Here is a 23,000-nt window from a genome sequence, read left to right on the forward strand (position 1 = left end):
TCACTAGATACTTTAATGGGCTTGCAAGCACTGTGTGGCCAGCAAATCCATATTGCAACGATAACCTATTGCTTAACACCATCGACTGACGCATCAACAGGCTCTGTTCGAGTATCCAAATAACCACTCAGGCGAGTTAGTAGCAGCGCCGCAATCACCACTAGCGCACCAATCAATGGGGTTTGCATTAATCCCATCTGCTCGACAATGAGTCCGCCGCCCCAGGCACCTAAGGCAATCCCTATGTTGAAGGCGGCGATATTGAGTCCCGAGGCCACATCTACTGCGGTTGGGGCATAGGTTTCAGCCAGTTTGACGACATAGACCTGTAATCCAGGGACATTACCAAAGGCGAAAGCGCCCCAAACGAGTATGGTTAACACAGCGGTAATCGGGTTTAACGCCGTAAAGTGGAAGATAAACAGCACTGCTGCTAACCCAGTAAAAATATAAGTTAGCGCTTTGATTGGCCCCATATTATCGGCCATCTTACCGCCCCAGATGTTGCCTATAGCGACCGAGACACCATACACCAACATGATCCCCCCTATCGCACTCGCATCGAAGCCACTGATCTGCTGTAAAATCGGTGCGAGAAAGGTAAAGGCAACAAAAGTACCGCCATACCCAATAGCAGTAATGGCAAATACCAACAACAGCCTTGGCTCGGTCAACACTTTCGATTGGGTCAGTAAACTGGCGGCACGGGTCTGCTGAAGGTTGTTCGGCACTAAGAATGCACTGCCTATCAAGGCGATAAGGCCAAGCAAAGCAACGGCTAAAAAGGTCGACTGCCAACCAAAACTCTGGCCGATATAAGTCCCTAGGGGCACTCCTGTTACCAGTGCGACGGTCAGTCCTGTAAACATAATCGCAATGGCGCTGGCCGCTTTTTCCTTTGGTACCAATCCTGTGGCAATGGTTGAGCCAATCGAAAAGAACACCCCATGGGCTAAGCCTGTAATCACTCTCGCTGCAATCAAAGTTTCATAGCTCGGGGCTTGCCATGCGAGCACATTTCCCGCAACGAATAGCGTCATTACCGCCAACAATACATGCTTACGATTCCAATGCCCCGTTAAGGCCGTTAAGACTGGAGCGCCAACTGCTACCCCAAGGGCATAGAGGCTCACTAATAATCCCGCCGAAGGGAGAGAAACCTGTAAATCCTGCGCCATAGTGGGAATTAATCCCACGATGACAAACTCTGTTGTTCCAATAGCAAAGGCGCTTAGCGTCAATGCGAGTAAAGCTAAAGGCATGATGGCGTCCATCCTGTATTAAACGAGCGGCAAGCTCGATAAGGGCTAATAGAGCTGAAGTTAAACCAGCTCGCTTAACTTCAGATGGCGCTATCTTGACGATAAAGTTTATTGTCAAAAAGAGTGATTTTTACAAATGATTTTTGCTATAAACGTAACTAATTACCTCATTGGAGACTGACATGCTGACTCGCTCAGATGACTTACAGATACTGCTCACAGTGGTCGATAGTGGCGGATTTTCCGCGGCGGCCGAAGCGCTCGATATTCAAGTCGCGAGGGTTTCAAGAGCCGTGACTAAACTTGAGAGTCAACTACAAGTTACCCTGCTCAACCGCACCACTCGACGAGTCGAATTAACCAATGAGGGACGCCTATTTGTCGATGCAGTTAAGCTTGGGCTGCAAACCATACAGTTAGCGGAAGAAGAGCTTATGAGCCGAGGGGAGCAACCTAAGGGTAAGCTTAGAGTCGATGCTGCCAGCCCTTTTGTGCTACACCAGATAGTTCCCTTAGTGCATGAGTTTAAACAGCTTTACCCCGAGATAGAGCTAGAACTGACCTCGAACGAAGGCTTTGTCGACTTGATTGAGAAGCGCACCGATGTGGCGATTCGTATCGGAAAACTCACCGACTCAACCCTGCACGCTAGGCCCTTAGGCAAGAGTAAACTGCATATCGTCGCCTCTAAGGAATACCTCGCCAAACGTGGGTTACCTAAAAGCGTCAGCGAGCTAAACCACCACAGCCTTATCGGTTTTACGGGCGCTAAGGTCTTGAATCAATGGCCACTCAAAGGATTGGAGCAAATCGTCCCCACTATGCGGGCGAGCAACGGGGAAACCGTGCGTCAATTAGCCCTCGCGGGTAACGGCATCGCCTGCCTATCTGGGTTTATGGTCAGCGATGATATTGCTAGCGGACGTTTATTGCCTTTACTGGAAAACGAGCGAGTCGCAAACATAGAGCGGGAACAAGTCAATGCCGTCTATTACAAGACCTCAACCGTTGCTCGGCGGATCTCCGCCTTTATCGATTTTATTCAACCTCGGCTAACCCTATAAATATGCAAGTGATTAGGGCGTTAAGTGCAGTCGATTGTTGCGGTAATAGCAAAAATCATTTGTGCTTTAGCCTCTTTATCGACAAAGCACGATCGGCGACAGTTACCCCATCCACAGAATAAGGGGAAGAATATGACTCAAACCAATACCACAGCATTAAACCCAAAGTCTCTAGCAGCCATGCCGATGCTGGGCACAGGAACATTCAGGCTTAAAGATAAAGCTGCGTTCGATGCAGTGTTGATGGCACTGGAAGAAGGTTCACGTCATATCGATACGGCGCAGATTTATGGCAATGAACAAGCGGTCGGGGATGCGATTAACGCCTCAGGGATCCCACGTGAAGAACTGTTTATCACGACCAAAGTGTGGACAGAAAACCTGACCAAGGAACGCTTTGAGACTAGCGTTATCGACAGCCTAACGGCGCTACAAACCAAGTATCTTGATTTGTTACTCATTCATTGGCCGTTGAACAGCGATGAGCCGAGTATGGTCGAGTATCTCTCAGAGCTAAAAGCAGTATTAGATAAAGGCCTGACTCGTCGCATTGGCGTATCAAACTTTACCAATGCACAACTCGCGCAAGCGATTGCCATATTAGGCGAAGGCGTTATTTATACCAATCAAGTAGAAGTGCATCCCTATCTCATCAATCGCAAAGTGACGGATTTTTGCAGGCAACACAATGTATTAGTAACTGGGTACATGCCATTTGCCTATGGCGCAGTGTTGCAGGATGAAACCATAGTCAACTTAGCATCAGTGCATCAAGCCACTCCCGCACAAATTGTGTTAGCCTGGTTGCGACAATTAGGTTTTGCCACCATTCCCTCCTCAACCAAAAGAGACAATGTTCGCAGCAACTTAGCGGCCGCAAGCATTAACTTAACGCCAGCAGAAATCGAGCAAATCAATCAACTGGATCGCAATCATAGAGTTGCCAATCCTGACTTTGCCCCACATTGGGATTAGCTCGAGCGCGCTTGAGTTAGCCTTTAGCTTCTAATGCCCAAGCGTCGATAAAGCTCTGATAATTGGCGATAAGCAAATCCGCCGCTTGGGCATAGTCGGGCACCTCTTCTGGGCAATAGAGGGCGCAGCGACTACCGGCATTTTGCGCGGTTTGCAGATCGAATAGATAATCCCCCACGTACAAGATATCCGCCGGACTCAACTGCCATTGCTCGCAAATCAAGTGGATCCCCTGCGGATGTGGCTTTGGCTCGGCATCGTAACGGGTCAGTACTAAAGGGATATCAATACCGAGTTTTTCGATGGTGATTTTCGCCGCCTCGGGCATATTGCGGGTCAAAATCGCCAGCGGCAGTTGTCGCGTCTTTAAAAACGCAATCAACGCCTGCGCACCTTCAATCCAGCTCGCCTGACGCGAACTTTCAAGCTCGTAGTCATGAACAATTTCCAGCGCCTGCATCTTGGCCATTGTGGTCTCGAGGCTATGGATATGCTCGAGAATATCGGTACCCGATCCAATACCTAATGCCGCCCTTAAGCCTTTAAAATCGGGGTTTGAATGGGCAAGCGTGCCGTCGAGATCAAAGATAACCCCGCGGATCTGTTCTAATTCAATATCAGTCAGGCGTGTGATCACTCGGGTACCTATTCAGTAGTCTGTGAAGCGGGTTGCAAACGTCGTGCGCGGCGCTGGCGATACATGGGCAGTAACTGCACCACCATCACTGACACAATAATCACACCTATGCCGAATAGCGATAGCGCATCTAATTTATCGGCCTTAAATACATCTGGCCACCAACCAAGACTCACCACTAATGCTGTGGCGCTAAAGCTAAATACCGGCGTTAACGCCAGCATGGCGCTCACCTGCGCCGTCGGCCAGTACTTCATCGATTGCCCAAAACAACCGTAGGCAATCAAGGTATTGGCGGCGCAAAACAGCGCCACTTGCCAGTCGAAGCTATCCATTTGCGCAAATTGGCTAAAGTCGCTAAAGGGCGCCATCGCAAAGATCCCTAAGGCGTAGATGACTAAGAGTACGTTAGCGGGGGATAAACGGTTCAACAGTGACTTTTGTAGCAGCGCATAGGTAGTCCATGATAATGCCGAAAACTGCACTATCATCACCCCAAGCCAGATCTCATGGTTATCGGTGGCGGAAAAATCTAAATAGGGATGGAAAAACATCAACATCCCTAAAGCTAAGCTAGCAAAACAACTGAGCTGCACCGCATTCAAGCGTTCTTTAAAAAACAATACGCCGCCAAAGGCGAGAAAGAATGGCGAGGTTTGAAAATTAAGCTGCGCGGCCCCGGGGGCTAGATAGTCGAGGGAATACACGAATGACACATAGTTGAGCATTAAAAACAGTCCGGCGAGGATAAGCCTGAGCCAAACCTTGGCATCGAGCGCCGCAAACTGTTTCAAACTCCCGGCACTCCACTGCACCAAAATACTGACGAGGAGCGCCACTAAAAAACGGAACCAAGTCAAAGTCACAGGATCGATAAAACTCCCCGACAGCTTAAGCGCTATGGGTAACATGCCCCAAAACAGTACAGCGACAGAAATAAACAATAATCCTAATTGAGCATGGTTAGTTGCCAAGGCTCCAGAGTGGCTTTGATTCACGGAAAAGTCCCAGTAGTACCGCAGAAAGGAACGCCATTCTGGCACCGCGGCGCGCTAAGATCTAGCCTAAAAAGCGATTAACTTTTCAGCCGGATTGGATAGTTAAGCTGACACTAAATCAATCTTGCCCAGCGATAAATGTAGAGCATTTCAAGATAAGTTTTATCAAGCCTTTAGCAGCACAAAAAGGTATATTGAGCGCAATTTCTCTTTTAGCTCAGATTGGATTTGCAGAGTCGAGTTATGCCTTATGCGCTCAGTTTTTGCGGCATCAACCACTCTGCATAAGCCTTTTAAATAAGTTAGTTAGGATTACACATGTCACAAACAGACGCTAAAACACAGCTTGAGTCCATTAACGCAGCAGCACAAGCACTCGCGCAGCGCCGCGCCAAGGGTGAAGCTGGCGCGCTATTGGAAGAAGCGCTAAGACCGAAAGATTTCCCCCAGGCCTTTGCCATCCAGCAAACCATTGCGCAGCAGTTTAGCGCCCAAGGCAACCCGATTGCGGGGTGGAAGTGCCTACTCCCAACCGCAGAAAAAACCGTGGTAGCGCCTATCTATCAACATGATGTGTATATCGAAACCACCGAGTGTCCACTTTATCCTTCGAGCAAAGGGCTTGCCCGTGTCGAACCCGAGCTCGCCTTTGAAATTGGCAGCGATTTACCACCACGAGCCACGCCTTATTCGGAAGCCGAAATCGACGCCGCCCTAGGTAAAACGCGCCTCGCCTTAGAACTGATCAAAAGTCGTTATCAAAACCCAAGCGAAGCCAACCACTTCGATGCCCTCGCCGATGGCTTAGTCAATCAAGGCTTGTGGTTAGGGCCAGAAATCTCAACCTCGGCTGAAACAGGCCATTTCGCCCTGAGTGTTGAAATCGCCGCTGGCGGACAGCAAGCAAGTGAGACGCTGCAAAAAGCCGCCGTTCATCCAAATGGTTTCCCTAAGGCCGGACTCTACTGGTTGGTCAACTTCTTATCTGCCCAAGGGATTGGCTTAACCCGAGGACAGTATGTGATCACAGGCTCCTATGCAGGGGTGTTAGATCTGCCGCTCAATCAGCACTGCCAATTCCACTACGGCGAGTTAGGTCAATTTGGTTTGCAGTTCGTGGCTAAATAAGTCACCCCCTAAAGAGCGCCAAGCCAATCGGCAAAATCAGAAGGTAGGCAAATGCTTACCTTCTACAATCCCTACTGACCAACAGAGGGAAAACAAGCTTGTATCAAGAGTGAAACATTTGTACTATCCGATAGAACTAAATATAAGGATATACAAGATGTTAGACGGAAAAATATTGCCTTTAGCCAGTCTATTTGCTTTAACCTTAAGTACTTCGTTACCCATAAATGCCTCGGAAAACACTTTTTCCCAAGCCTACAGTGACTACCAAACCGCACTCAAACAAGGTGATCACGCCCAAATAGAAGCCAGCGCCAAAAGAGCCTTCGAACTGGGGGAAGCTCAATATGCGAAGGACAGTGTCGACTTAGCTAACCTCGCAATGAACTGGGCTGGTGCAATAGAGAAGCAAGTCGCCCCTTACCCATTTGCAGAAAAGAATTTGCCACAAACAGCGAAGGCGAATGAGTTATACCAACTCGCTCTCACAAATTATAAAGTTCATTATGGTAAAGAAGCGCTTGAGCTTATCGATCCCTTACTTGGTGCAGCACAAACCGCCGCCGAAGCCAAAGATGCGAAAAATGATTTGCTTGATGCAATCACAATTGCTGAAAAATCCGATAACAAGAAACTGATCGCCGATATAAAAATGGCCGCTTTTAACCGCTTATCCAATACTGAGCTATATACAAGAAGCGTAAGAAGCTATGCCTTCGAGGCCTACGAAACTTACAAAGAAATCCTGCCCGAAAATGCCCTCGACAGAGTCAAAGCTACCTATGTAGTTGGTGCAGTTGAATATGCAGAAAAGCATGATGACAAGGCGATTCCATTACTGTTAGAGGTGGTTAAGCAGTTTGAAGCCCTTAACTATACTCACCCTTATGCGTTAAGCGCCCATGCTTATCTAGTCGAACTTTATGAGCGCCAAGGAAAACGCGAAGAATCTACTGCTCACTGTATCGCTATCGGCAAGATGCGACCTTGGGCGGACACGCAGGAACAGCAACCCATTTTTAGAACTGCACCAGACTACCCAGTATCTTATGCTAAGCAAGGCAAAAATGGCTTTGTGACTCTAAATCTCACTATTGATGAGATGGGATTTGTCAGAAATCCTGAAGTTATCGAATCCAAAGGTGGTATGCAATTTGAGAAATCCACACTCAAGATGATCGATAAATGGCGATATGCCCCTAAGTTTGAAAATGGTAAGCCTGTCGCGGCTCAAACCCGAGTACGCATCGACTATTACATCGATAAATCTTAACTGGTTTCAGTCACCTATAATAGGTTACTTCACCTCATATCCCAGCCCATCGCCTAATCCCGATGGGCTGTTTTTATCTTCAGAAGTATCTAGCACTCGCTTTATCCGGCTTAAACAAGTCTCACAAATACAAGCCGTCGCAGGCAGCGATAATAGTTGCGCTAACTTATCAGCACTCAGCCCCGCTGTATCGCCTGTCGATAAGCCTGCCGCGGTAATCATCCCATTTTTAATGGACGCCAGAAGTAGAAGTCTGAGTTATTAAGTTATCTTTAAACTTGGGTGGTATCCCACCCAAGGCTTTGTTTGGTCGTTCATTGTTGTAAAACCACAGCCATTCTGTCGCATACTCCTGAACCTCGGCAATACTGCTGAATAAATATTGGTTTAGCCACTCGTAGCGAACTGTACGGTTGTAGCGCTCCACATAGGCATTTTGCTGTGGATTGCCTGGCTGAATAAACTTCAGTGTCACATCGTTGGCTTCTGCCCAGCTTTTGAGGACAGAGCCAATGTACTCAGGACCATTGTCGCTTCTGATTTCCTTGGGCTTGCCACGCCATTCAATCACGTGATTAAGCGTGCGGACAACACGCTCAGCTGGCAGCGAGAAGTCGACCTCTATCGCCAAGCCTTCCCGGTTAAAGTCATCAATGATATTGAGCAGCCGGAAACTGCGGCCATCTTCCAGTTGGTCATGCATAAAATCCATCGACCAGCACTGGTTCTTCATCTGTGGCACCGCCAAAGGCTCAGGCTTTTCACGTGTCAGCCGTTTCTTGGGTTTTATCCTTAAATTCAGCTCCAGCTCGCGGTAAATGCGCAGCACACGCTTATGGTTCCAGCCACAACGTTTTACATTGCGCAGGTAGTAGAAGCACATGCCAAAGCCCCAATTCCGGTAAGTCGTGGTTAAGCGCAGCAGCCAGTCCGCAATTTCTGCGTTCTCGTCATTCAGTTTGGTCTGATAGCGGTAGCAGGTTTCGCTGATACGAAACACCGCACAGGCCAATTTGACCGAAATGGATTTCTCCCGCACCGCCTTTTGCGCTAACTCCCGTCGGCACGACGGCTTTACCACTTTTTTTCGATAGCCTCTTTGAGTATTTCGGCTTTGAGCCGCTCCTCGGCATACATTTTTTTGAGCCGGGCATTTTCTGTTTCCAGCTCTTTTAACCGTGCCATCATGGAGGCATCCATACCGCCAAATTTTGCTCGCCACTTGTAGAACGTGGCCGAACTGATGCCGTGCTCACGACACAGCTGTGGAACCGGCGCACCCGCTTCGGCTTGTTTTAAAATAGCCAGAATTTGGCTGTCGCTAAATTTTGATGTTTTCATGCAGAATCTCCTGCGTTTATGTTATGAGAAAATTCTACTTTTGACGCCAGTTAATTTACGGGATCCCCCTGTGTCAGGATTGTTGTCACCCCTAAATAATCATTATGTTTAAAGACAGGGTGCGGCAAAAGAGAACGATATGGCTCGGTATTCACCAGAACGTAAAGAAGCGATCCTTAAAAAATTATTACCTCCTCACAACTTAACGGTCGCAGAGGTCGCTCGGGAAGAAGGCATCGCGGTGCAAACCTTGTATCATTGGCGAGATATTGCCAGAAAAGAAGGTCGCCCCGTGCCAGGTAAAACATTAACAGCCGATGATTGGTCGGCTGAAGCAAAACTTGCCGTGATTATTGAAACAGCGCCGCTGTCGGAAGCGGAGATAAACCAGTATTGCCGTGAAAAGGGCTTGTTCCGCGAGCAAGTACAGCAGTGGAAACAGGATTGTTTAGCTGGTTTTCAAACCTCAGAAGTACAAACTAAAACCATTAAACAGCAGGCTAAGGCTGACAAAGCCGAAATCAAATCGCTGCAACGGGAATTGCGCTATAAGGAGAAAGCGCTGGCTGAAGCTGCTGCGTTACTGGTGCTCAGAAAAAAGCTCAATGCGCTCTGGGGGGACGACAGCGAGGAGAGCTAACCCCCTTGCCTGAGCGCATAGCATTGATTGCCTTAATCCAAGAGGCCTATACCAATGGTGCTCGCCTTTATAAGGCTTGTGCTGAAACGGGCCTCAGTAAGCGTACCTATCGACGTTGGTATCGAGAAGGTCAAGTGCAAGCTGATTTAAGGCCAACAGCAGCTCGACCAGAGCCAGCAAATAAACTCGAAGAACATGAGCGACAACAGATATTAAGTGTGTGCAATCAAGCGGAGTACGCCAGCTTACCCCCGTCGCAAATTGTGCCAACATTATTAGATAACGGGATTTATATCGCCTCGGAATCCAGCTTCTACAGAGTGTTAAATGCTCATGGTCAACTTAACCATCGTGGCCGCACTCAGGCTGCGGTCAATCGAAGCAAACCGTTGAGTTATCGGGCAGATGGGCCGAATCAAGTGTGGTCATGGGACATCACTTATTTAGCCTCAATCGTCAAAGGCCAGTTCTACTATTTGTACCTGTTTGAAGATATTTACAGTAGAAAAATAGTGGGTTACGAAGTTCATGAGCAAGAAAGTGGGGAATATGCCGCTGCGCTAATCCAACGCTGTCTGTTACGCGAGCAATGCTTTAACACGCCATTAGTGCTGCATTCTGATAATGGGGCGCCGATGAAGTCACTGACCATGAAAGCCAAGCTGGAAGAGCTTGGTATTACGGCATCATTAAGTCGGCCGCGGGTGAGTAATGACAACCCCTTTTCAGAGTCGTTATTTAAAACGTTGAAATACCGCCCACAGTGGCCGGCATCAGGTTTTAGCTGCTTAGCAACAGCAAGAGAATGGGTGGAAAAGTTTGTAACCTGGTACAACGATGAGCATAAACACAGCCAGCTAAATTTTGTCTCACCAGGGCAACGTCATGCACTGCAAGATGGCGCTATTTTAGCGAAGCGCAAGAAAGTGCTTGAGGCGGCGAAGGAAAGAAAACCGATGCGTTGGTCTACAGAGATCAGAAATTGTGAAGCGGTTGGCGCTGTAACACTCAACCCAGATAAGGCACCAGAAGAAGGCGTAATAAATGCAGCTTAATATTTAAACAAAGAGTGACAACTATCTTGAAAAACACCGAGGTTAGCACCTAAACAATTAATAATTCAACTTGGTTTTACGAATACATTCCTATCAATAAAAAATTACAGTATGGTGTAACAAGAGTTTACTTCCTTTGACCAAAACCAGCGTAAATCAGCTTCTTAGAAAACGTAGAGAGGGTTCAACTCCCTCGATACGTTTCATGTATTCAAGATTGGTTTTGAAATCAACAGACCACACTGATGTCCGAAAGGCGAGTCATGGTGATTAGCGAGACGACCGTCCGCCCCAAGGACGGGGCGGTCGAGCATCCACGGATGGACTGGCTGCGAGTCGGTGAGCGAATGCCATGACAAGCCTACACGCTGAGCATGTCTGCTGACACTAACCCGATGCTCACAAGCTAAATCTATATGGGCTAATACTCTGATATTAAGCAGCTTTAAGTAAAATACCCCATCACATTTTACCCAATAAAAAAGCCAGCAAACTTTAAACTTGCTGGCTTTTTGCCTAACTAATTCACTCGCTTTATTTCACCGCGAGAACAGTCAATCAAAGCGACTCAACTAAGACTTTTTCGGAAACACCGGATAAGAGGCGGTGCCAAGTACTTTGCCATCGACTTCGACACCGTAGTAGTCATTGTCGTTATGGTATTTCTCCTGCGCTTGTTTCACATCACCCTTATTGCGGGGGTCCTGTGGCCGTTCATGGGAGTTAATGTAAGCCGCAACGTCCCAAGCCTGTTGGTTAGTCAGCTGAATACTCTTAGCGAAGGGCATGTTTTCATAAATGAAGAATGCGGCCGTATTGACCCTGTGCATGCCTGCGCCCCAGTTGTAGCTCTTAGGACCCCATAATGGCGGCAGAGAGTAAACACCCGCAATCGCTTGGCCTTGACCATCGGCGCCATGGCACGCTTGGCAGTGAGCGGTATACACGGCTTTGCCGCGCTCGGGTGAGAACGCGAGCTCAGGTTTTGGGATCTCAGGATAACCACGGCCAGGCAGATTTGCGCGTTGATCCACTGTCATGGCTTTTGCTAGCGTGTCAGGCAGCGGGAAATCCTCACGTTTGGCGCCTTTTACCAATTCGGCATCGCTGAGTTCTGGCACTGGGCCATCAAGGTTAGCCGCATCCATTAAACCACTCATCCCTAACCAGTAGGCATAGGCCGATAGCGCGACCAGCTCGGGGCTGCCCGCAGCGGGGGCTTTACCGTTCATGGAATAGTTAAAACAGCCTTGCACCCTTTCTTCAAAGGTATTTACTTTATCGTCTTTTTTACGATACGCGGGATACGCAAAATAGGCACCCCAAAGCGGTGACGCATTCGCCTTACGGCCCGCATCCATATGGCAGTTGGCACAGTTAAGCTCGTTACCCACATACTTATCTCTCAGCTGCTGGGTATTCACAAATAACTGATAACCCAAGCGTACTTTATCGCCGAAGGCACCTTCGGGAATCGCACTTAAGGGTCTTGGGGTTAAATAACTTTGCTCAGGATTTTTAGGGACTGAGGGCAATGGCGCTTGTTTGTCGGGTAACTCATTCGCAGCCTGCACTTGAGCGGTTAGCACGCCCATTGCGGCCAATAGTAAGATGGCAGAAGATTTCATGGCCGGCTCCTTATTTCAAATTCGCAAAGTAGTTCGCTAAGGCATCCACCTCGGCGGCGGTCAGCTTGTTAGCCACATTGGCCATCATGCCGTCCACATCTCCCTTACGAGTGCCAGCTTGCCACGCCAACAGTTGCGTCTTGATATAACTGGCCTGCTGACCCGCTAAACGTGGGAACAGGCCGCCACCTAAACCCGAGGGGCCATGGCAAGTCACGCAAGCCGGTAAGCCGCGAGACCAATCACCTTGATAGGCTAAGCGCGCGGTATCGTCACTAAAGGTCACCTGCTCACCACGGATCACCGGCTTAACCTCAGTCTTAGGTGATTTGGCGGAGAAGTAACTCGCCACTTGCTCGATGCCATCACCTTGCAATGTCATCGCCATCGGCATCATGGTCGCGTTTTGGCGCACACCCGCCTGAAAATGTTGTAATTGAGTGGTGATGTATTCTTTCGAGAGTCCAGCGAGACGGGGGCCGAGGGGTTCTATGCCCTCGCCTTCGGCGCCGTGACAGGTCACACAGATTTGTCCCGCTGGCGGGACTGCGGTTGGATTGGCTATGGCTACAGAGGTCAAGGCACAGCCGTAGATCAGCGCGATGCCTTTGGCTAATGTTCTAATTTTAATATTCATTTTCTATCCTTGAACATACCTTGAGTAGAACTTAAACGGCTCTAGTGATAGCCAAGTCCTAAACCTAGGTCGTTATAAAGAGATAATTGAGTGGTGCGTTCACACGTTTAGCCCACACTAAACGAGTTTGTACCTTACTCCTCGAATCTCCACTGAACAAGCATTAAAAAAATCTAATATTAAGTTCTTAATAACCAAATCGAGTCGCTTCGAAGCTATTCAATAACTTATGAAGCAGGTAACAGAGGAATAACGTCGCCACTATCGCCACAAAAATACTGCTCACCCGGTACAGCGCACTAAAAATTAGGTCGTTGCCAGGGGTTAAGTATTGGCCAAACAAAATCCCTAAGGTGGTCATGGCACCAAAGCCAACCCCTGAGCCACTCGCCTCCTTCACATGGGCCTGCGCAAACAACATAAGCCCAACCCACAGCAGCGGCACAATCAGGATCAGTAATCCTGACCAATCGTAGAGGAAGAGTTGCACCATCAGCCCAAACGACACCCCAAGCAGAGTGCCCAGCGCACGTTTACGGGCATAATCCAGCGCCCCGTTCCAATGCATGGGGAACAGGAGTAACAGCGTGGTCGCCTGTGCCGACATGGAGTCACGCAAATCGAAAATCTGAAACACTAAGAAAGAGAGCGTGGCAATGCTGGCACCGAGTAAAGCTTCGTGGCGCATACGGTGCGGCGCCTTAGGACCGGGTTTGTAGGCTGGACGAGGCTCGACATCCGGCCAGAGTGCCGTCATCAGATAGGCAATAACCACAGACAATCCCGTCGCCCAGAAATTACTGAAGATTAAGTCATTGAGATCTGTGCCCGGATAGCTGGCAAAGTGCAGCATTATGCTCAAACTCAGCACGCCATTGGCACCAAACAGAAATAGGCTACCGCGGGACATAGCCGCAAAACGATATAAAAACAGTAAAAAGACAATCGGCGTCATCAATCCGGGGTGGCTACCGAAGAAACCTCCGAGTAAGCCGACTTCAAGCCCCGCCATGGCCGATGATGCCAGCAACTGGCGCATCGCATGGCCACTCATCACAGGGACGAGTCCCAGCAATAACATCGGGGTTACCGTAAAAAACACCCCATTACTCCACCCAAAGAGCTTACACAGGGTAAAGCCAATGGTGCCGCCAGTCGCAATGCGCAAACACTGGCGTAAGTCATTGGTGGTTAAAGGGTTGTGGCGTAACAACATGCGAATGGCCTTGAGATTAATAGATGTAATGGAGCAGGCTAATGACCTTAATCTGCACCTTGGCTAGCAGGCTAAACAGCGTATTGTCAGGCAGTAATTGCACAGTGGCACGCGCACCTGCAGGCAGATTATTCATCGCATCGTCGTCTAACACTAAATGCAGTCTTAAGCGCTGCGCATCACGCACCCAACGGTCCGACTCCTGCGGCGCCGCTAAGCGGCCATTGGCATCAAACTGCCCCGCACTCACACCGGCGTCGACACTGCTCACTTGGGCGCGATATAAACGGCCTGGCTCACCATCGAAGGCGATTAATGCAGGGTAAGATGCGTTAACGCCACGTAAGGTCTTTTCACGAAAGTCGGCAATAATATCTAATTTATCAGAGACTAAGGCGAGTAGCGGCTGGCCTACTGCGGCAAAACTGCCCACTTCGAGTTGCAGGTTGGTCACCACCCCATCTTGGTCGGCACGAATTTGGGTGTAAGACAGGTTCAGCTCAGCTTGCTCTAAGGCATTTTTCGCTTGGCGCACCCTTAGGTTTTCTTCGCCATAGAGGCCACGGCTGACTTTGAGTTTATCGAGACGAGCATTAGCGGCTAACAGATTCGCCTCGGCGGCGTCCGCATCACTATCGGCTTGATCACGTTGCTGCTGCGACACACCATGGGTGGCATACAGTGCATCTAAACGTTTGGCTTCGCGGCGTTTTAGTTGAGCCGTAGTGGTACTGGCATTCACTTCCGCCTTGGCGGCTAACAACGAAGCATCTAGCTCGGCATTGTCCTGACGCACTTGCTCTAGGGCCAATTTTGCCTGAGACACGGCTAACTCAAAGGGTGCTGGGTCGACTTGAAACAGTAAATCGCCCTTGGCGACCACTTGGTTATTCTTCACATTAATGGTTTGAATCTTGCCGCTGATCTGCGGGGTCACCTTAGTTACCACACGGGTTGCCATGGCCTGTGGGGTCAAGGGCATCATAGCGTCGGCAAACATAAAATAGCCAAACACAGCCACAAAACCGAGCATGGCGATTTTTACGAGGCGGGCAAATTGTTGATCCGGTGTCATCTTATTTCTCACTCAAGAATTTCTGTGCTCTTAGCCAACTTGGCTAAGGCGTTATCACTGATTAGGCTAATGATGCGTTCAAACTCACCAAGCTCGCTGGCGCTGATCCCAGCCAACAACTCTGCGCGCACTTGAATAATCCGCGCTTCGACTTGCTTTAATACATCCTTTCCCGCGGGCGTTAGCGATACGATTCGGGCGCGCTTATCTTTAGTGCAGCAATGACGCTCGACTAAACCTTGCTCCTCAAGCTGCCCTAACGTGCGCATCAAAGAAGCCAATTCAATTTCCAGCGCATCCGCCAACACCTTCTGGCTCACGTTGTCGCCCAAACGCAATAACTTCCACAATGCCGTCCAACGAGGATGAGTTAACCCGAGTGGCGCTAATTCCACATCCGCCACGGTGCGCCATAGTCGGTGCAAGCGGCCTAAATGTTCCGCTAGGGATAACTCCTTTAATCGCTCTAATTCTTTCTGCATCATGCTTACTCATTTACTTAGCCTGCTAAGCATTATACTTAGTTAGCAGGCTAAGTAAATATTCGTAACGAAAAAAAGATCTGTGCACGCTGCCACGAAATCCGCAAAACGGTATGAAACGGCGGTAGTAATATCGCTTTGGGAGGGGGAATAGACGCAGAAGATGGTGACATTAATCTCATTAACCTATTAGATTAAAACAATTTTTCCGAATGTAACTTCAGTGCAAACCGCGCGGGCGGGGGATGAACTCGCGCAGCTTTCCATGCGCTTAACGACTCTGCTCTCCCAATTTAAGATTTAGGAATTAGTCACTAGCCAAAAGCAAAACGCCGCTAAATAGCGGCGTTTTTTATGGATGTTTACTGCGTTATACCGCCTTTGGGCGGACCCCTAAGGTATGGCAAATCGCATAGGTCAGCTCGGCGCGGTTAAGGGTGTAGAAGTGGAAATCCTTCACCCCTTCACGGGATAACACTTTGACCATATCGATCGCCACGTTAGCCCCCACCAGCTGACGCGTGCCCGCATCATTCTCTAGGCCATCGAACTGCTTATGCAACCAGCTCGGTAGACTCACATTGGTCATGCCCGCGAAACGTTTTAACTGGGTAAAGTTGGTCACAGGCAAAATGCCGGGGACGATTTCGACATCAATTCCCGCCGCAACGCAGCGGTCGCGAAAACGCAGGTAAGATTCAACATCGAAGAAAAACTGGGTAATAGCACGGCTGGCACCCGCATCGATTTTACGCTTGAGGTTAATCAAATCGGCCTGAGCATTAGCCGCATCTGGGTGTACTTCTGGGTAAGCGGCAACCGAAATATCAAAGTCGGCCACTGAGCGCAGTAAGCGCACTAAATCCGCCGCAAAGCGAGTCGGTTTCGGGCTGCCCGCTGGTAAATCGCCACGCAGCGCCACTATGTCGCGGATCCCCGATTTCCAGTAATGCTTCGCCAGATCTAACAATTCTTCGTCGCTGGCATCCACTAGGGTTAAATGCGGCGCGGCAACCAGATTGGTTTCTTTTTGAATACGTTCAATCACACTATGGGTGCGGTCACGCACACCCGAGTTGGCGCCATAGGTCACTGAAACAAACTTAGGATTCAGCGGCTCTAAACGGCGGATAGAGTTCCACAGGATCTGTTCCATTTCGGGGGTTGATGGCGGGAAAAACTCAAAAGAAACATTAATATCGCCATTAAGTTCAGACAAACTTTGGTTTAGCGAATGTGAATGTTGTGCGTGATGAAAAGCCATGTGTATTTCCTCAACCGCCCAAGTGCGACGCTCCATCGCGCTGGTACGACTTATAAGTGCAGTAATTTAATCCATATGGACGTTTGGACGTCTATATGTCCATATACTAGAGAAACTGGCCGTTAAGTCAAGCCAAAAAATTCCCCTTTTTGGCATTTTCTTATCCCTCGTTGACCACCTTGATTCTAGTCCTGATCTTCGCCAATAAAAAAAGGACTCGAATGAGTCCTTTACGTCTATGAATATTGGCCGAATCAGCTTGAAGATACGGGGGTTAAGTTCTTCAAGTGTCGGGGTTTATGACTACTCTTGCAGCAGATCGCGACAGATCTGCGTCAGATCCGATTGCACCGCCGCGGCCGTCACTTCACGGCCCGCACCCGGTCCACGGATAATCAGCGGATTACCTTGGTAGAAAGCAGAGCGGATCACAAACACATTGTCCCCAGGCGTAAGGTTAGCGTAGGGATGATTCGCATCAATCCACTGTAATCCCACCTCGGCTTTCAGGGCCGCGCCGCTATTGTCCAAGGAGGCGACATATCTCAGCACTTTGTTTTGCTCCGCCGCTGCGCCGTATTGTTGCTGCAATTCATCATCCAGCTCACCGATACGGGCAAGGAATTGCTCCAATGGAATATCCGCTAAATGGGTCGGCACTAGGGAGCGCAGCTCAATATCCTCAAGCTCGATTTCCAGACCGATTTCACGGGCCAAAATCAGCAGCTTGCGCTGCATGTCGCGGCCAGAAAGATCGTCGCGGGGATCGGGTTCAGTAATGCCGAGGCCACGTGCTTCAACCACTAATTCCGAGAAGGGTTTGCTGGTATCGTATTTCTCGAATAACCAACACAGGGTACCAGAGAAAATCCCGCCGACGGCTTCAACGCTATCGCCACTGTTACGCAAATCGTTTAAGGCGTGCTGAATAGGTAAGCCCGCACCGCAGCTGGCGTTATAACGCCAGAATAGACGGCGATAACCGAGTTGTTCCTTCAGCTCGCGGTAGAACGGCAGCGGGCCAGAACCCGCTAGCTTGTTCGCGCTGACCATATGGATACCACGCTCGAAAAACTCTGGGTATTGTAGGGTCAAACTGGCGCTGGCACTGATGTCTAATGCAATCAGTTCGTCGCAGTTAAGTTGTTCTAATTGTTCGAATAAGTGCTCATATTGCCAAGGTGTTGCCTCGGTATCGAATTCCTGCTGCCAGTTTTCCAAATCCACAGCCGTAGACTTGATCAGGGCTTTGCTGGAACTCACCAAGCCGACGAGTTCGACACGCGCTTCAAGCTCTTGATTTAACGAGGGAGAAACTGACTTAAACAGCTTCACCCACGCCTCGCCAATATTGCCAACACCCAGCAGCAATACGCCAATGCGTTTACGTGGACCGGCGCAGCGGCGATGCACTTTTTGCGTCAGCAGATTAACCTGCGACTGTGGCACTAAGGTCACCAGACTTAAATCACCACTGAACAAGGGCTTAGCGTCACGGCTCAGTAAACGGGCAAAGCTGCGGCGATAATGCTCGGCATCGGCACTCACAAGCGCCACTAAACCGAGTTCGGTATTAATTTGCAGATCTTTAATGCCGAGGGCTTCGGCCTGCGCATCCAATAACTTTTGTACTTGTTTTTGGTTTTCAGCGGTATAAGCAAGCTCAAGCCGTTGATGCGCCGATACCCAATGGGCCAGTGGCGTTAATCCTGCTTCGACTAATTGCTCGAGCAGACTGGCCACATCGCCCGCGATCTTAAAGCCAAATAACACCACGGCATTGAGGTTAGTCACCACAGGCGCACTCGCCGAGGAGCTGTGGGGAGCAATCAGGGTAAAGTCGGTATGGGAGGCGTAGCTTGAACGTACGGCGAGGCTCACCTCAGTGTTAAACAGCGGCTGCAAAGTACGCGAATGCAAAACAGGTGAGCCTAAACGCGCCAAGCGATCGGCTTCGGCGAGGGACATGCTCTTAAGTAATTTCGCATCGTTGATCTTGTTCGGATCGGCGTTAAATACCCCTTCAACGTCGGTCCAAATGGTTACGCGCTCAATGTCGGCGAGGCTGGCAATTAAGCTGGCGCTAAAGTCAGAGCCATTGCGACCCAATAGCAAGGTATCGCCACGCTCGTTGGCACAGATAAAACCTGTGATCACTAAACGCTCGTTAGGATGCGCCGCCAGTAAGGCTTGCACTTTGGCGCGGGATTCTTGCACGCGAATTTGCGGTACGGCGGCCTCGTCGGCCACAAGAATCGAGCAGGCATCCACATGGTTTGCGGCCACACCCGATTCACGCAGTAGCGCAGCCATTAAGCGCGCCGACCAACGCTCACCAAAGCTCACCACATGGCTAATTTGGTAATCGTTACGGGAATCTAAAGATAATAGACTGATTAACTGAGCTTTATCCGTGGTTAAACGCTCACGTAGATCCCGCGCTTGCTCATTAGATAACAGCTGCTCAATCAAACCTTGCTGATAGCTGATAAGGACTTGTAACTCTTCTTGCCATAATTGGTTGCTATCGCGCAGGGACAATAATTTATATAAAAAGTTAGTGGTTTTACCCGCAGCAGACACCACCACCAGATCATCACTATGACCATGGGTTAACAGAATATGGGCGACTCGGCGATAACAATCGGCATCGGCTAAGCTGGAACCACCAAATTTATGTAAGTGACAACGTGCCATCTCGAATTCCTCTACTGACAAGCCGCAACGGCGGCCAATCCTGCTTGAATATCTGCAACTAAGTCGTCGGCATCTTCAATACCAACCGACAAACGTAATAGGGTGTCTTTAATGCCAGCTTCATAACGCGCTTGGGGCTCCATCGCCCTGTGGGTCATAGTCGCGGGCACGGCCACGAGACTCTCAACGCCACCTAAGCTCTCGGCCACGCTGAATAAACTTAAGGCATCTAAAAAGGCGACCACTTCGGCCTCGCCGCCCTTAAGCTCAAAACTCAGCATAGCGCCAAAGCCTTTTTGCTGCTTGGCGGCAATGGCATGGCCGGGGTGATCCGCAAGGCCTGGGTAATACACTTTGCTCACCACAGGGCTGCTCGCCAGCACGTCCAGAATTCGCTGGGCATTGCTTTGGTGCTCGCGAATGCGTACGGCCAAGGTACGCAGACCGCGCAGGGTTTGATAACTGTCAAAGGCAGACCCAGTTAAACCTAAGGTGTTCGACCACCAATGTAAGGTCTCACCGAGTTGAGGATCTTTGGCGATCACCGCACCGCCCACCACATCGCTGTGACCATTAATGTACTTAGTGGTGGAGTGGATAACGATATCGGCACCGAGTAACAGCGGTTGCTGCAAAATGGGCGAGAGGAAAGTATTGTCCACCACCACTAAAGCACCCACTGCGTGGCTCGCCTTCGCGATAGCTTCGATATCGACGACTCGCAGCAGAGGGTTTGATGGAGTTTCAATCCACACCATCTTAGGTTGCTGGGCGATGGCTTGCTCGAGCGCTTGGGCGTCGGTTTGATCGACCACCAGCAGTTTAAATTGGCCCTTTTTAGCCAAGTTAGTGAATAAACGGTACGAACCGCCGTAACAATCGTGGGGAACCACCAGCAAGTCATCGGGGCCGAGCAAGGTAGTCACTAAAGTAATGGCAGCCATGCCAGTGCAAGTCACCACACCGGTTGCGCCCTTTTCCAGCTTAGCTAAGGTATCACCTAAGATGCTGCGGGTGGGATTGCCGGAACGGCTGTAATCAAATTCGCGAGGATTTTTATGACCATCGAAGGCGTAATTAGTCGACAGGTAAATTGGCGGCACCACCGCGCCATACTGAGTATCGCTTTCGATACCCTGACGCACTGCTAATGTGGCTAATTGACGTTCGGTCACTAATTTGCCTGCGGTCATCGGGAACTCCTAAGTTCGCAAAGAGATGTCTGGACGTCTAAATGTACCTAAGCCCAGTGGTATCGTCAATAGGCGTTAAGACGTTTAGACGTCTAAACATAAAGAAATCTGTTTGCAATCACTAAGAAATAGTAGCAATAATTTGACTGTTATCTGTAAGGGTTTAAAATCTGCCCCGAATTTAGCGTTATAACAGGTGAGTCAATGACTGAATGGAATGGGGAATACATCAGCCCCTATGCTGAACATGGCAAGAAGAATGAACAAGTAAAGAAAATTACTGTGTCTATTCCGCTCAAAGTGCTAAAAGTCCTCACGGATGAACGTACCCGTCGTCAGGTGAACAACCTGCGCCACGCCACCAATAGCGAACTCTTGTGTGAAGCATTTTTGCATGCCTACACCGGCCAGCCTCTGCCTGATGATGCCGATCTGTCGAAAGATAGCCCAGACAGCATTCCCGCCGAAGCGAAACGGTTGATGGACGAGATGGGGATCGAGTGGGAAGATATGGAGTAACGCTTAAGCGTCCAATATCCTACTTATCATTAGGGATCGTTAATACTCATCTTGCCTGATGGGTTAGAGTAACGATCCCTATTTTGTTTTGATGGAATCCTATGTTCTCCTTGATAGATCCACAAACGCTCGCCATTGCGTCTGTGATTGTGTTTTTAGGTGCCCTCACCCAGAGTCTGATTGGCTTTGGTCTTGCCGTGGTGGCGAGCCCGTTGCTGTATATTGTCGACCCCGAATTAGTGCCCGCCCCCGTGATTGTGATGGGTTTTTCCATCGCCCTACTCACCCTACTGCGTGAACGCGGCCATTTAGAATTCAATGGTTTGCAATATGCGCTTATCGGTCGAGTACCCGGAGGTTTTATCGGTGCCAGCCTGTTGCTGTTTGCGCCGCAGCCGATTCTTGGTCTGGCGATTGCTGGCATTGTGGCAGTCGCCGTGGTGCTGAGCCTGTATAAATTGACTCTTCCCGTGAACAAAGCAACCCTGTTTGGCGCGGGCGTAGTATCGGGGATCTTTGGCAATATTGCCGCCATTGGTGGCCCACCGATGGCGATTCTGTTGGCGGGTAAGGATGCCTCCAAATTTCGCGCCGCACTGTCGGCCTTCTTTATCTTCAGCTCGACCATAGCCCTAGTCATTCTTGGGGTGACGGGCCTACTCGAAATCAAGCATTTGTGGTTATCACTGATGCTACTGCCCTCAGTGTTTTTAGGCTATTTAGTGGCGGGCAAACTGGTGGGGAATGTGGATAAACACAAGACCAAGATGGCAACCTTAGCCCTCTGCGCTATCAGTGCTTTAGTGCTCACGGTGAAATCAGTGATTGAGCTATTGCCGCAATAATTACCGCAATAATTACCGCAATGAAATCCTGCTAATCGCCCCATAAAAAAAGCACCGTTAATCGGTGCTTTTTGCTTGCTGGGATATGTGATTTACCCATAGATATTGCCATTAACCAATGGCACTAACTTAGATAGCTTTGTCCCGCATACACAATAAAGTGTCTCAGTGCTAACACGCCGGTTAAGCTGGCGCAGGCCACCATGATCATTGCCCCCTTGCTATGGCGCGTCGCGGTCGGCAACAGCATAAACAACAGCGGAATACCAAAACCAATCCCGACCACGCCAATCCAGAATACGCTCGCCCACACGCCAGAGGTGAGTGATGCTAGCGCCGCAGCTGCCGCTCCGCCCTTAAAGTACAAGGCGCAGAACAACATAAACAGGAACATGATTTCGATTGCCATCACTGGCAGCTCTAAGCCATGCATTTTGGCTAAGGCCTTGTCGTGGCTATCGGTCTTGAACATCACCAGCGCCAGCACCGCATTAGCCGCCGCGCCCGCCGATAAACCAGAGACTAAAAACAGCGCTGGCAATACCGCAGTGTTCAACATCGGATAGGCATTCATGGCCGAAATTAAGAAGCCAGTATAAGCACCTACGCCAATCGCAAGGATAAACAGCAGCACTTCAATCGGTTTTCTAAAGGGCATCAGCAGCTTAGCGATAGGCACGAGGAAACCTAAGCCCCACTTTGGCAGCTCATCGCGCAGCACAAGAATCGCGTAGGCAAATGCTAAGGGTGAATAAGCCAGTAGTGCTAAGACACCAATCGCCATTACAGACTGGAAGTTATAGTTGATTAAAATCAGCCAAAAATGGAAAGGCTTCGTTAAATCAAACACTAAACATGCCAAGCCTAGGCAAATGGCCACTGGGCCAATAATCGCAGCGGCCTTGAGAATACTCGTCTCACCCTGCGCTTGCTCCTTATTAAACCAACGCAGGCCAATGCCAATCAGCAAACTTCCGGCGGATAAGCCCGCCATAAACAGATACACGGCGATGATCCAATGCCAAGTGACGGGATCATATTGCGCCATATCGCCCCAAGTATTGTTCATAA

The 23,000-nt window shown here is 49.5% G+C and carries 21 protein-coding genes; 7 read left to right on the forward strand and 14 right to left on the reverse strand.

Translation table 11 applies throughout. The annotated features are described in order from the left end of the window. Positions 1-65 precede the first annotated feature (65 nt). Positions 66-1,262, reverse strand: a complete 1,197-nt coding sequence (locus tag N5E87_RS18345; protein ID WP_279775645.1) for an MFS transporter — start codon at positions 1,260-1,262, stop codon at positions 66-68. 182 nt (positions 1,263-1,444) lie between these two features. Here N5E87_RS18345 and N5E87_RS18350 point away from each other — a divergent pair, with 182 nt between their 5' ends. Continuing rightward, entirely contained in the window at positions 1,445-2,326 is an 882-nt protein-coding gene (locus tag N5E87_RS18350) for a LysR family transcriptional regulator (protein WP_279775646.1), read from the forward strand. Positions 2,327-2,458: 132 nt separating this feature from the next. After that, positions 2,459-3,301, forward strand: a complete 843-nt coding sequence (gene dkgB / locus N5E87_RS18355) for a 2,5-didehydrogluconate reductase DkgB (RefSeq protein ID WP_279775647.1) — start codon at positions 2,459-2,461, stop codon at positions 3,299-3,301. 16 nt (positions 3,302-3,317) lie between these two features. On the opposite strand, the gene N5E87_RS18360 is transcribed toward dkgB, so the two are convergent. Together N5E87_RS18360 and N5E87_RS18365 are read right to left on the reverse strand one after the other, a co-directional pair. Further along, the gene (locus N5E87_RS18360; RefSeq protein WP_279775648.1) at positions 3,318-3,938 is read right to left on the reverse strand and encodes an HAD family hydrolase; all 621 of its coding nucleotides are present in this window, start codon (positions 3,936-3,938) and stop codon (positions 3,318-3,320) included. Between the two features lie 8 nt (positions 3,939-3,946). Continuing rightward, on the reverse strand, positions 3,947-4,936 hold the full coding sequence (locus N5E87_RS18365) for a DMT family transporter (RefSeq protein ID WP_279775649.1): 990 nt from the start codon (positions 4,934-4,936) through the stop codon (positions 3,947-3,949). 318 nt (positions 4,937-5,254) lie between these two features. Here N5E87_RS18365 and N5E87_RS18370 point away from each other — a divergent pair, with 318 nt between their 5' ends. Together N5E87_RS18370 and N5E87_RS18375 are read left to right on the forward strand one after the other, a co-directional pair. Further along, positions 5,255-6,064: a hydratase gene (locus N5E87_RS18370; protein ID WP_279775650.1), complete on the forward strand. Its 810-nt coding sequence runs from the start codon at positions 5,255-5,257 to the stop codon at positions 6,062-6,064. A gap of 157 nt (positions 6,065-6,221) precedes the next feature. Continuing rightward, complete coding sequence (locus tag N5E87_RS18375; RefSeq protein ID WP_279775651.1) at positions 6,222-7,337, forward strand: energy transducer TonB; 1,116 nt, start codon at positions 6,222-6,224, stop codon at positions 7,335-7,337. Positions 7,338-7,361: 24 nt separating this feature from the next. On the opposite strand, the gene N5E87_RS18380 is transcribed toward N5E87_RS18375, so the two are convergent. Both N5E87_RS18380 and N5E87_RS18385 read right to left on the reverse strand, forming a co-directional pair. After that, entirely contained in the window at positions 7,362-7,559 is a 198-nt protein-coding gene (locus N5E87_RS18380; RefSeq protein ID WP_279775652.1) for a hypothetical protein, read from the reverse strand. 7 nt (positions 7,560-7,566) lie between these two features. Beyond that, a protein-coding gene (locus N5E87_RS18385; protein ID WP_126512564.1) for an IS3 family transposase occupies positions 7,567-8,678 on the reverse strand; the annotation gives its coding sequence in 2 pieces (ribosomal slippage) (positions 7,567-8,426 and positions 8,426-8,678; 1,113 coding nt in all). A gap of 139 nt (positions 8,679-8,817) precedes the next feature. Between N5E87_RS18385 and N5E87_RS18390 the strand changes: the two genes are divergently transcribed. Further along, a protein-coding gene (locus N5E87_RS18390) for an IS3-like element ISSpu6 family transposase (RefSeq protein WP_086937296.1) occupies positions 8,818-10,373 on the forward strand; the annotation gives its coding sequence in 2 pieces (ribosomal slippage) (positions 8,818-9,280 and positions 9,280-10,373; 1,557 coding nt in all). Between the two features lie 572 nt (positions 10,374-10,945). Here N5E87_RS18390 and N5E87_RS18395 read toward each other — a convergent pair. The 8 genes from N5E87_RS18395 to metB all read right to left on the reverse strand — a co-directional run bounded on the left by N5E87_RS18395 (position 10,946) and on the right by metB (position 20,547). Beyond that, the gene (locus tag N5E87_RS18395; RefSeq protein ID WP_279775653.1) at positions 10,946-12,001 is read right to left on the reverse strand and encodes a c-type cytochrome; all 1,056 of its coding nucleotides are present in this window, start codon (positions 11,999-12,001) and stop codon (positions 10,946-10,948) included. Between the two features lie 10 nt (positions 12,002-12,011). After that, positions 12,012-12,638, reverse strand: coding sequence for a c-type cytochrome (locus tag N5E87_RS18400; RefSeq protein WP_086902210.1), 627 nt, complete (start codon positions 12,636-12,638; stop codon positions 12,012-12,014). A 187-nt stretch (positions 12,639-12,825) separates the two neighbouring features. Next, positions 12,826-13,854, reverse strand: a complete 1,029-nt coding sequence (locus tag N5E87_RS18405) for a DUF2955 domain-containing protein (protein ID WP_279775654.1) — start codon at positions 13,852-13,854, stop codon at positions 12,826-12,828. Positions 13,855-13,870: 16 nt separating this feature from the next. Beyond that, complete coding sequence (locus tag N5E87_RS18410; RefSeq protein ID WP_086902212.1) at positions 13,871-14,929, reverse strand: HlyD family secretion protein; 1,059 nt, start codon at positions 14,927-14,929, stop codon at positions 13,871-13,873. An 8-nt stretch (positions 14,930-14,937) separates the two neighbouring features. After that, entirely contained in the window at positions 14,938-15,411 is a 474-nt protein-coding gene (gene slyA / locus N5E87_RS18415; protein WP_086902296.1) for a transcriptional regulator SlyA, read from the reverse strand. Between the two features lie 370 nt (positions 15,412-15,781). Further along, positions 15,782-16,675, reverse strand: a complete 894-nt coding sequence (metF, locus tag N5E87_RS18420) for a methylenetetrahydrofolate reductase (RefSeq protein WP_279775655.1) — start codon at positions 16,673-16,675, stop codon at positions 15,782-15,784. Between the two features lie 303 nt (positions 16,676-16,978). Then, positions 16,979-19,372 carry a bifunctional aspartate kinase/homoserine dehydrogenase II gene (locus tag N5E87_RS18425; RefSeq protein ID WP_279775656.1) on the reverse strand — a complete coding sequence of 798 codons (2,394 nt, stop codon included), beginning with the start codon at positions 19,370-19,372 and terminating at the stop codon, positions 16,979-16,981. An 11-nt stretch (positions 19,373-19,383) separates the two neighbouring features. After that, positions 19,384-20,547 (reverse strand): cystathionine gamma-synthase, encoded by a 1,164-nt coding sequence (metB, locus tag N5E87_RS18430; RefSeq protein ID WP_176370279.1) that lies wholly within the window; start codon positions 20,545-20,547, stop codon positions 19,384-19,386. Between the two features lie 222 nt (positions 20,548-20,769). Here metB and metJ point away from each other — a divergent pair, with 222 nt between their 5' ends. Then, positions 20,770-21,084 (forward strand): met regulon transcriptional regulator MetJ, encoded by a 315-nt coding sequence (gene metJ, locus N5E87_RS18435; RefSeq protein ID WP_086902215.1) that lies wholly within the window; start codon positions 20,770-20,772, stop codon positions 21,082-21,084. 101 nt (positions 21,085-21,185) lie between these two features. Beyond that, positions 21,186-21,929, forward strand: a complete 744-nt coding sequence (locus N5E87_RS18440) for a sulfite exporter TauE/SafE family protein (RefSeq protein ID WP_011624172.1) — start codon at positions 21,186-21,188, stop codon at positions 21,927-21,929. A gap of 124 nt (positions 21,930-22,053) precedes the next feature. On the opposite strand, the gene nrfD is transcribed toward N5E87_RS18440, so the two are convergent. Then, complete coding sequence (nrfD, locus tag N5E87_RS18445; protein ID WP_279775657.1) at positions 22,054-22,998, reverse strand: NrfD/PsrC family molybdoenzyme membrane anchor subunit; 945 nt, start codon at positions 22,996-22,998, stop codon at positions 22,054-22,056. Positions 22,999-23,000: the final 2 nt, after the last annotated feature.

The organism is Shewanella sp. GD03713, assembly GCF_029843705.1.
In the GTDB taxonomy this organism is placed as follows: domain Bacteria; phylum Pseudomonadota; class Gammaproteobacteria; order Enterobacterales; family Shewanellaceae; genus Shewanella.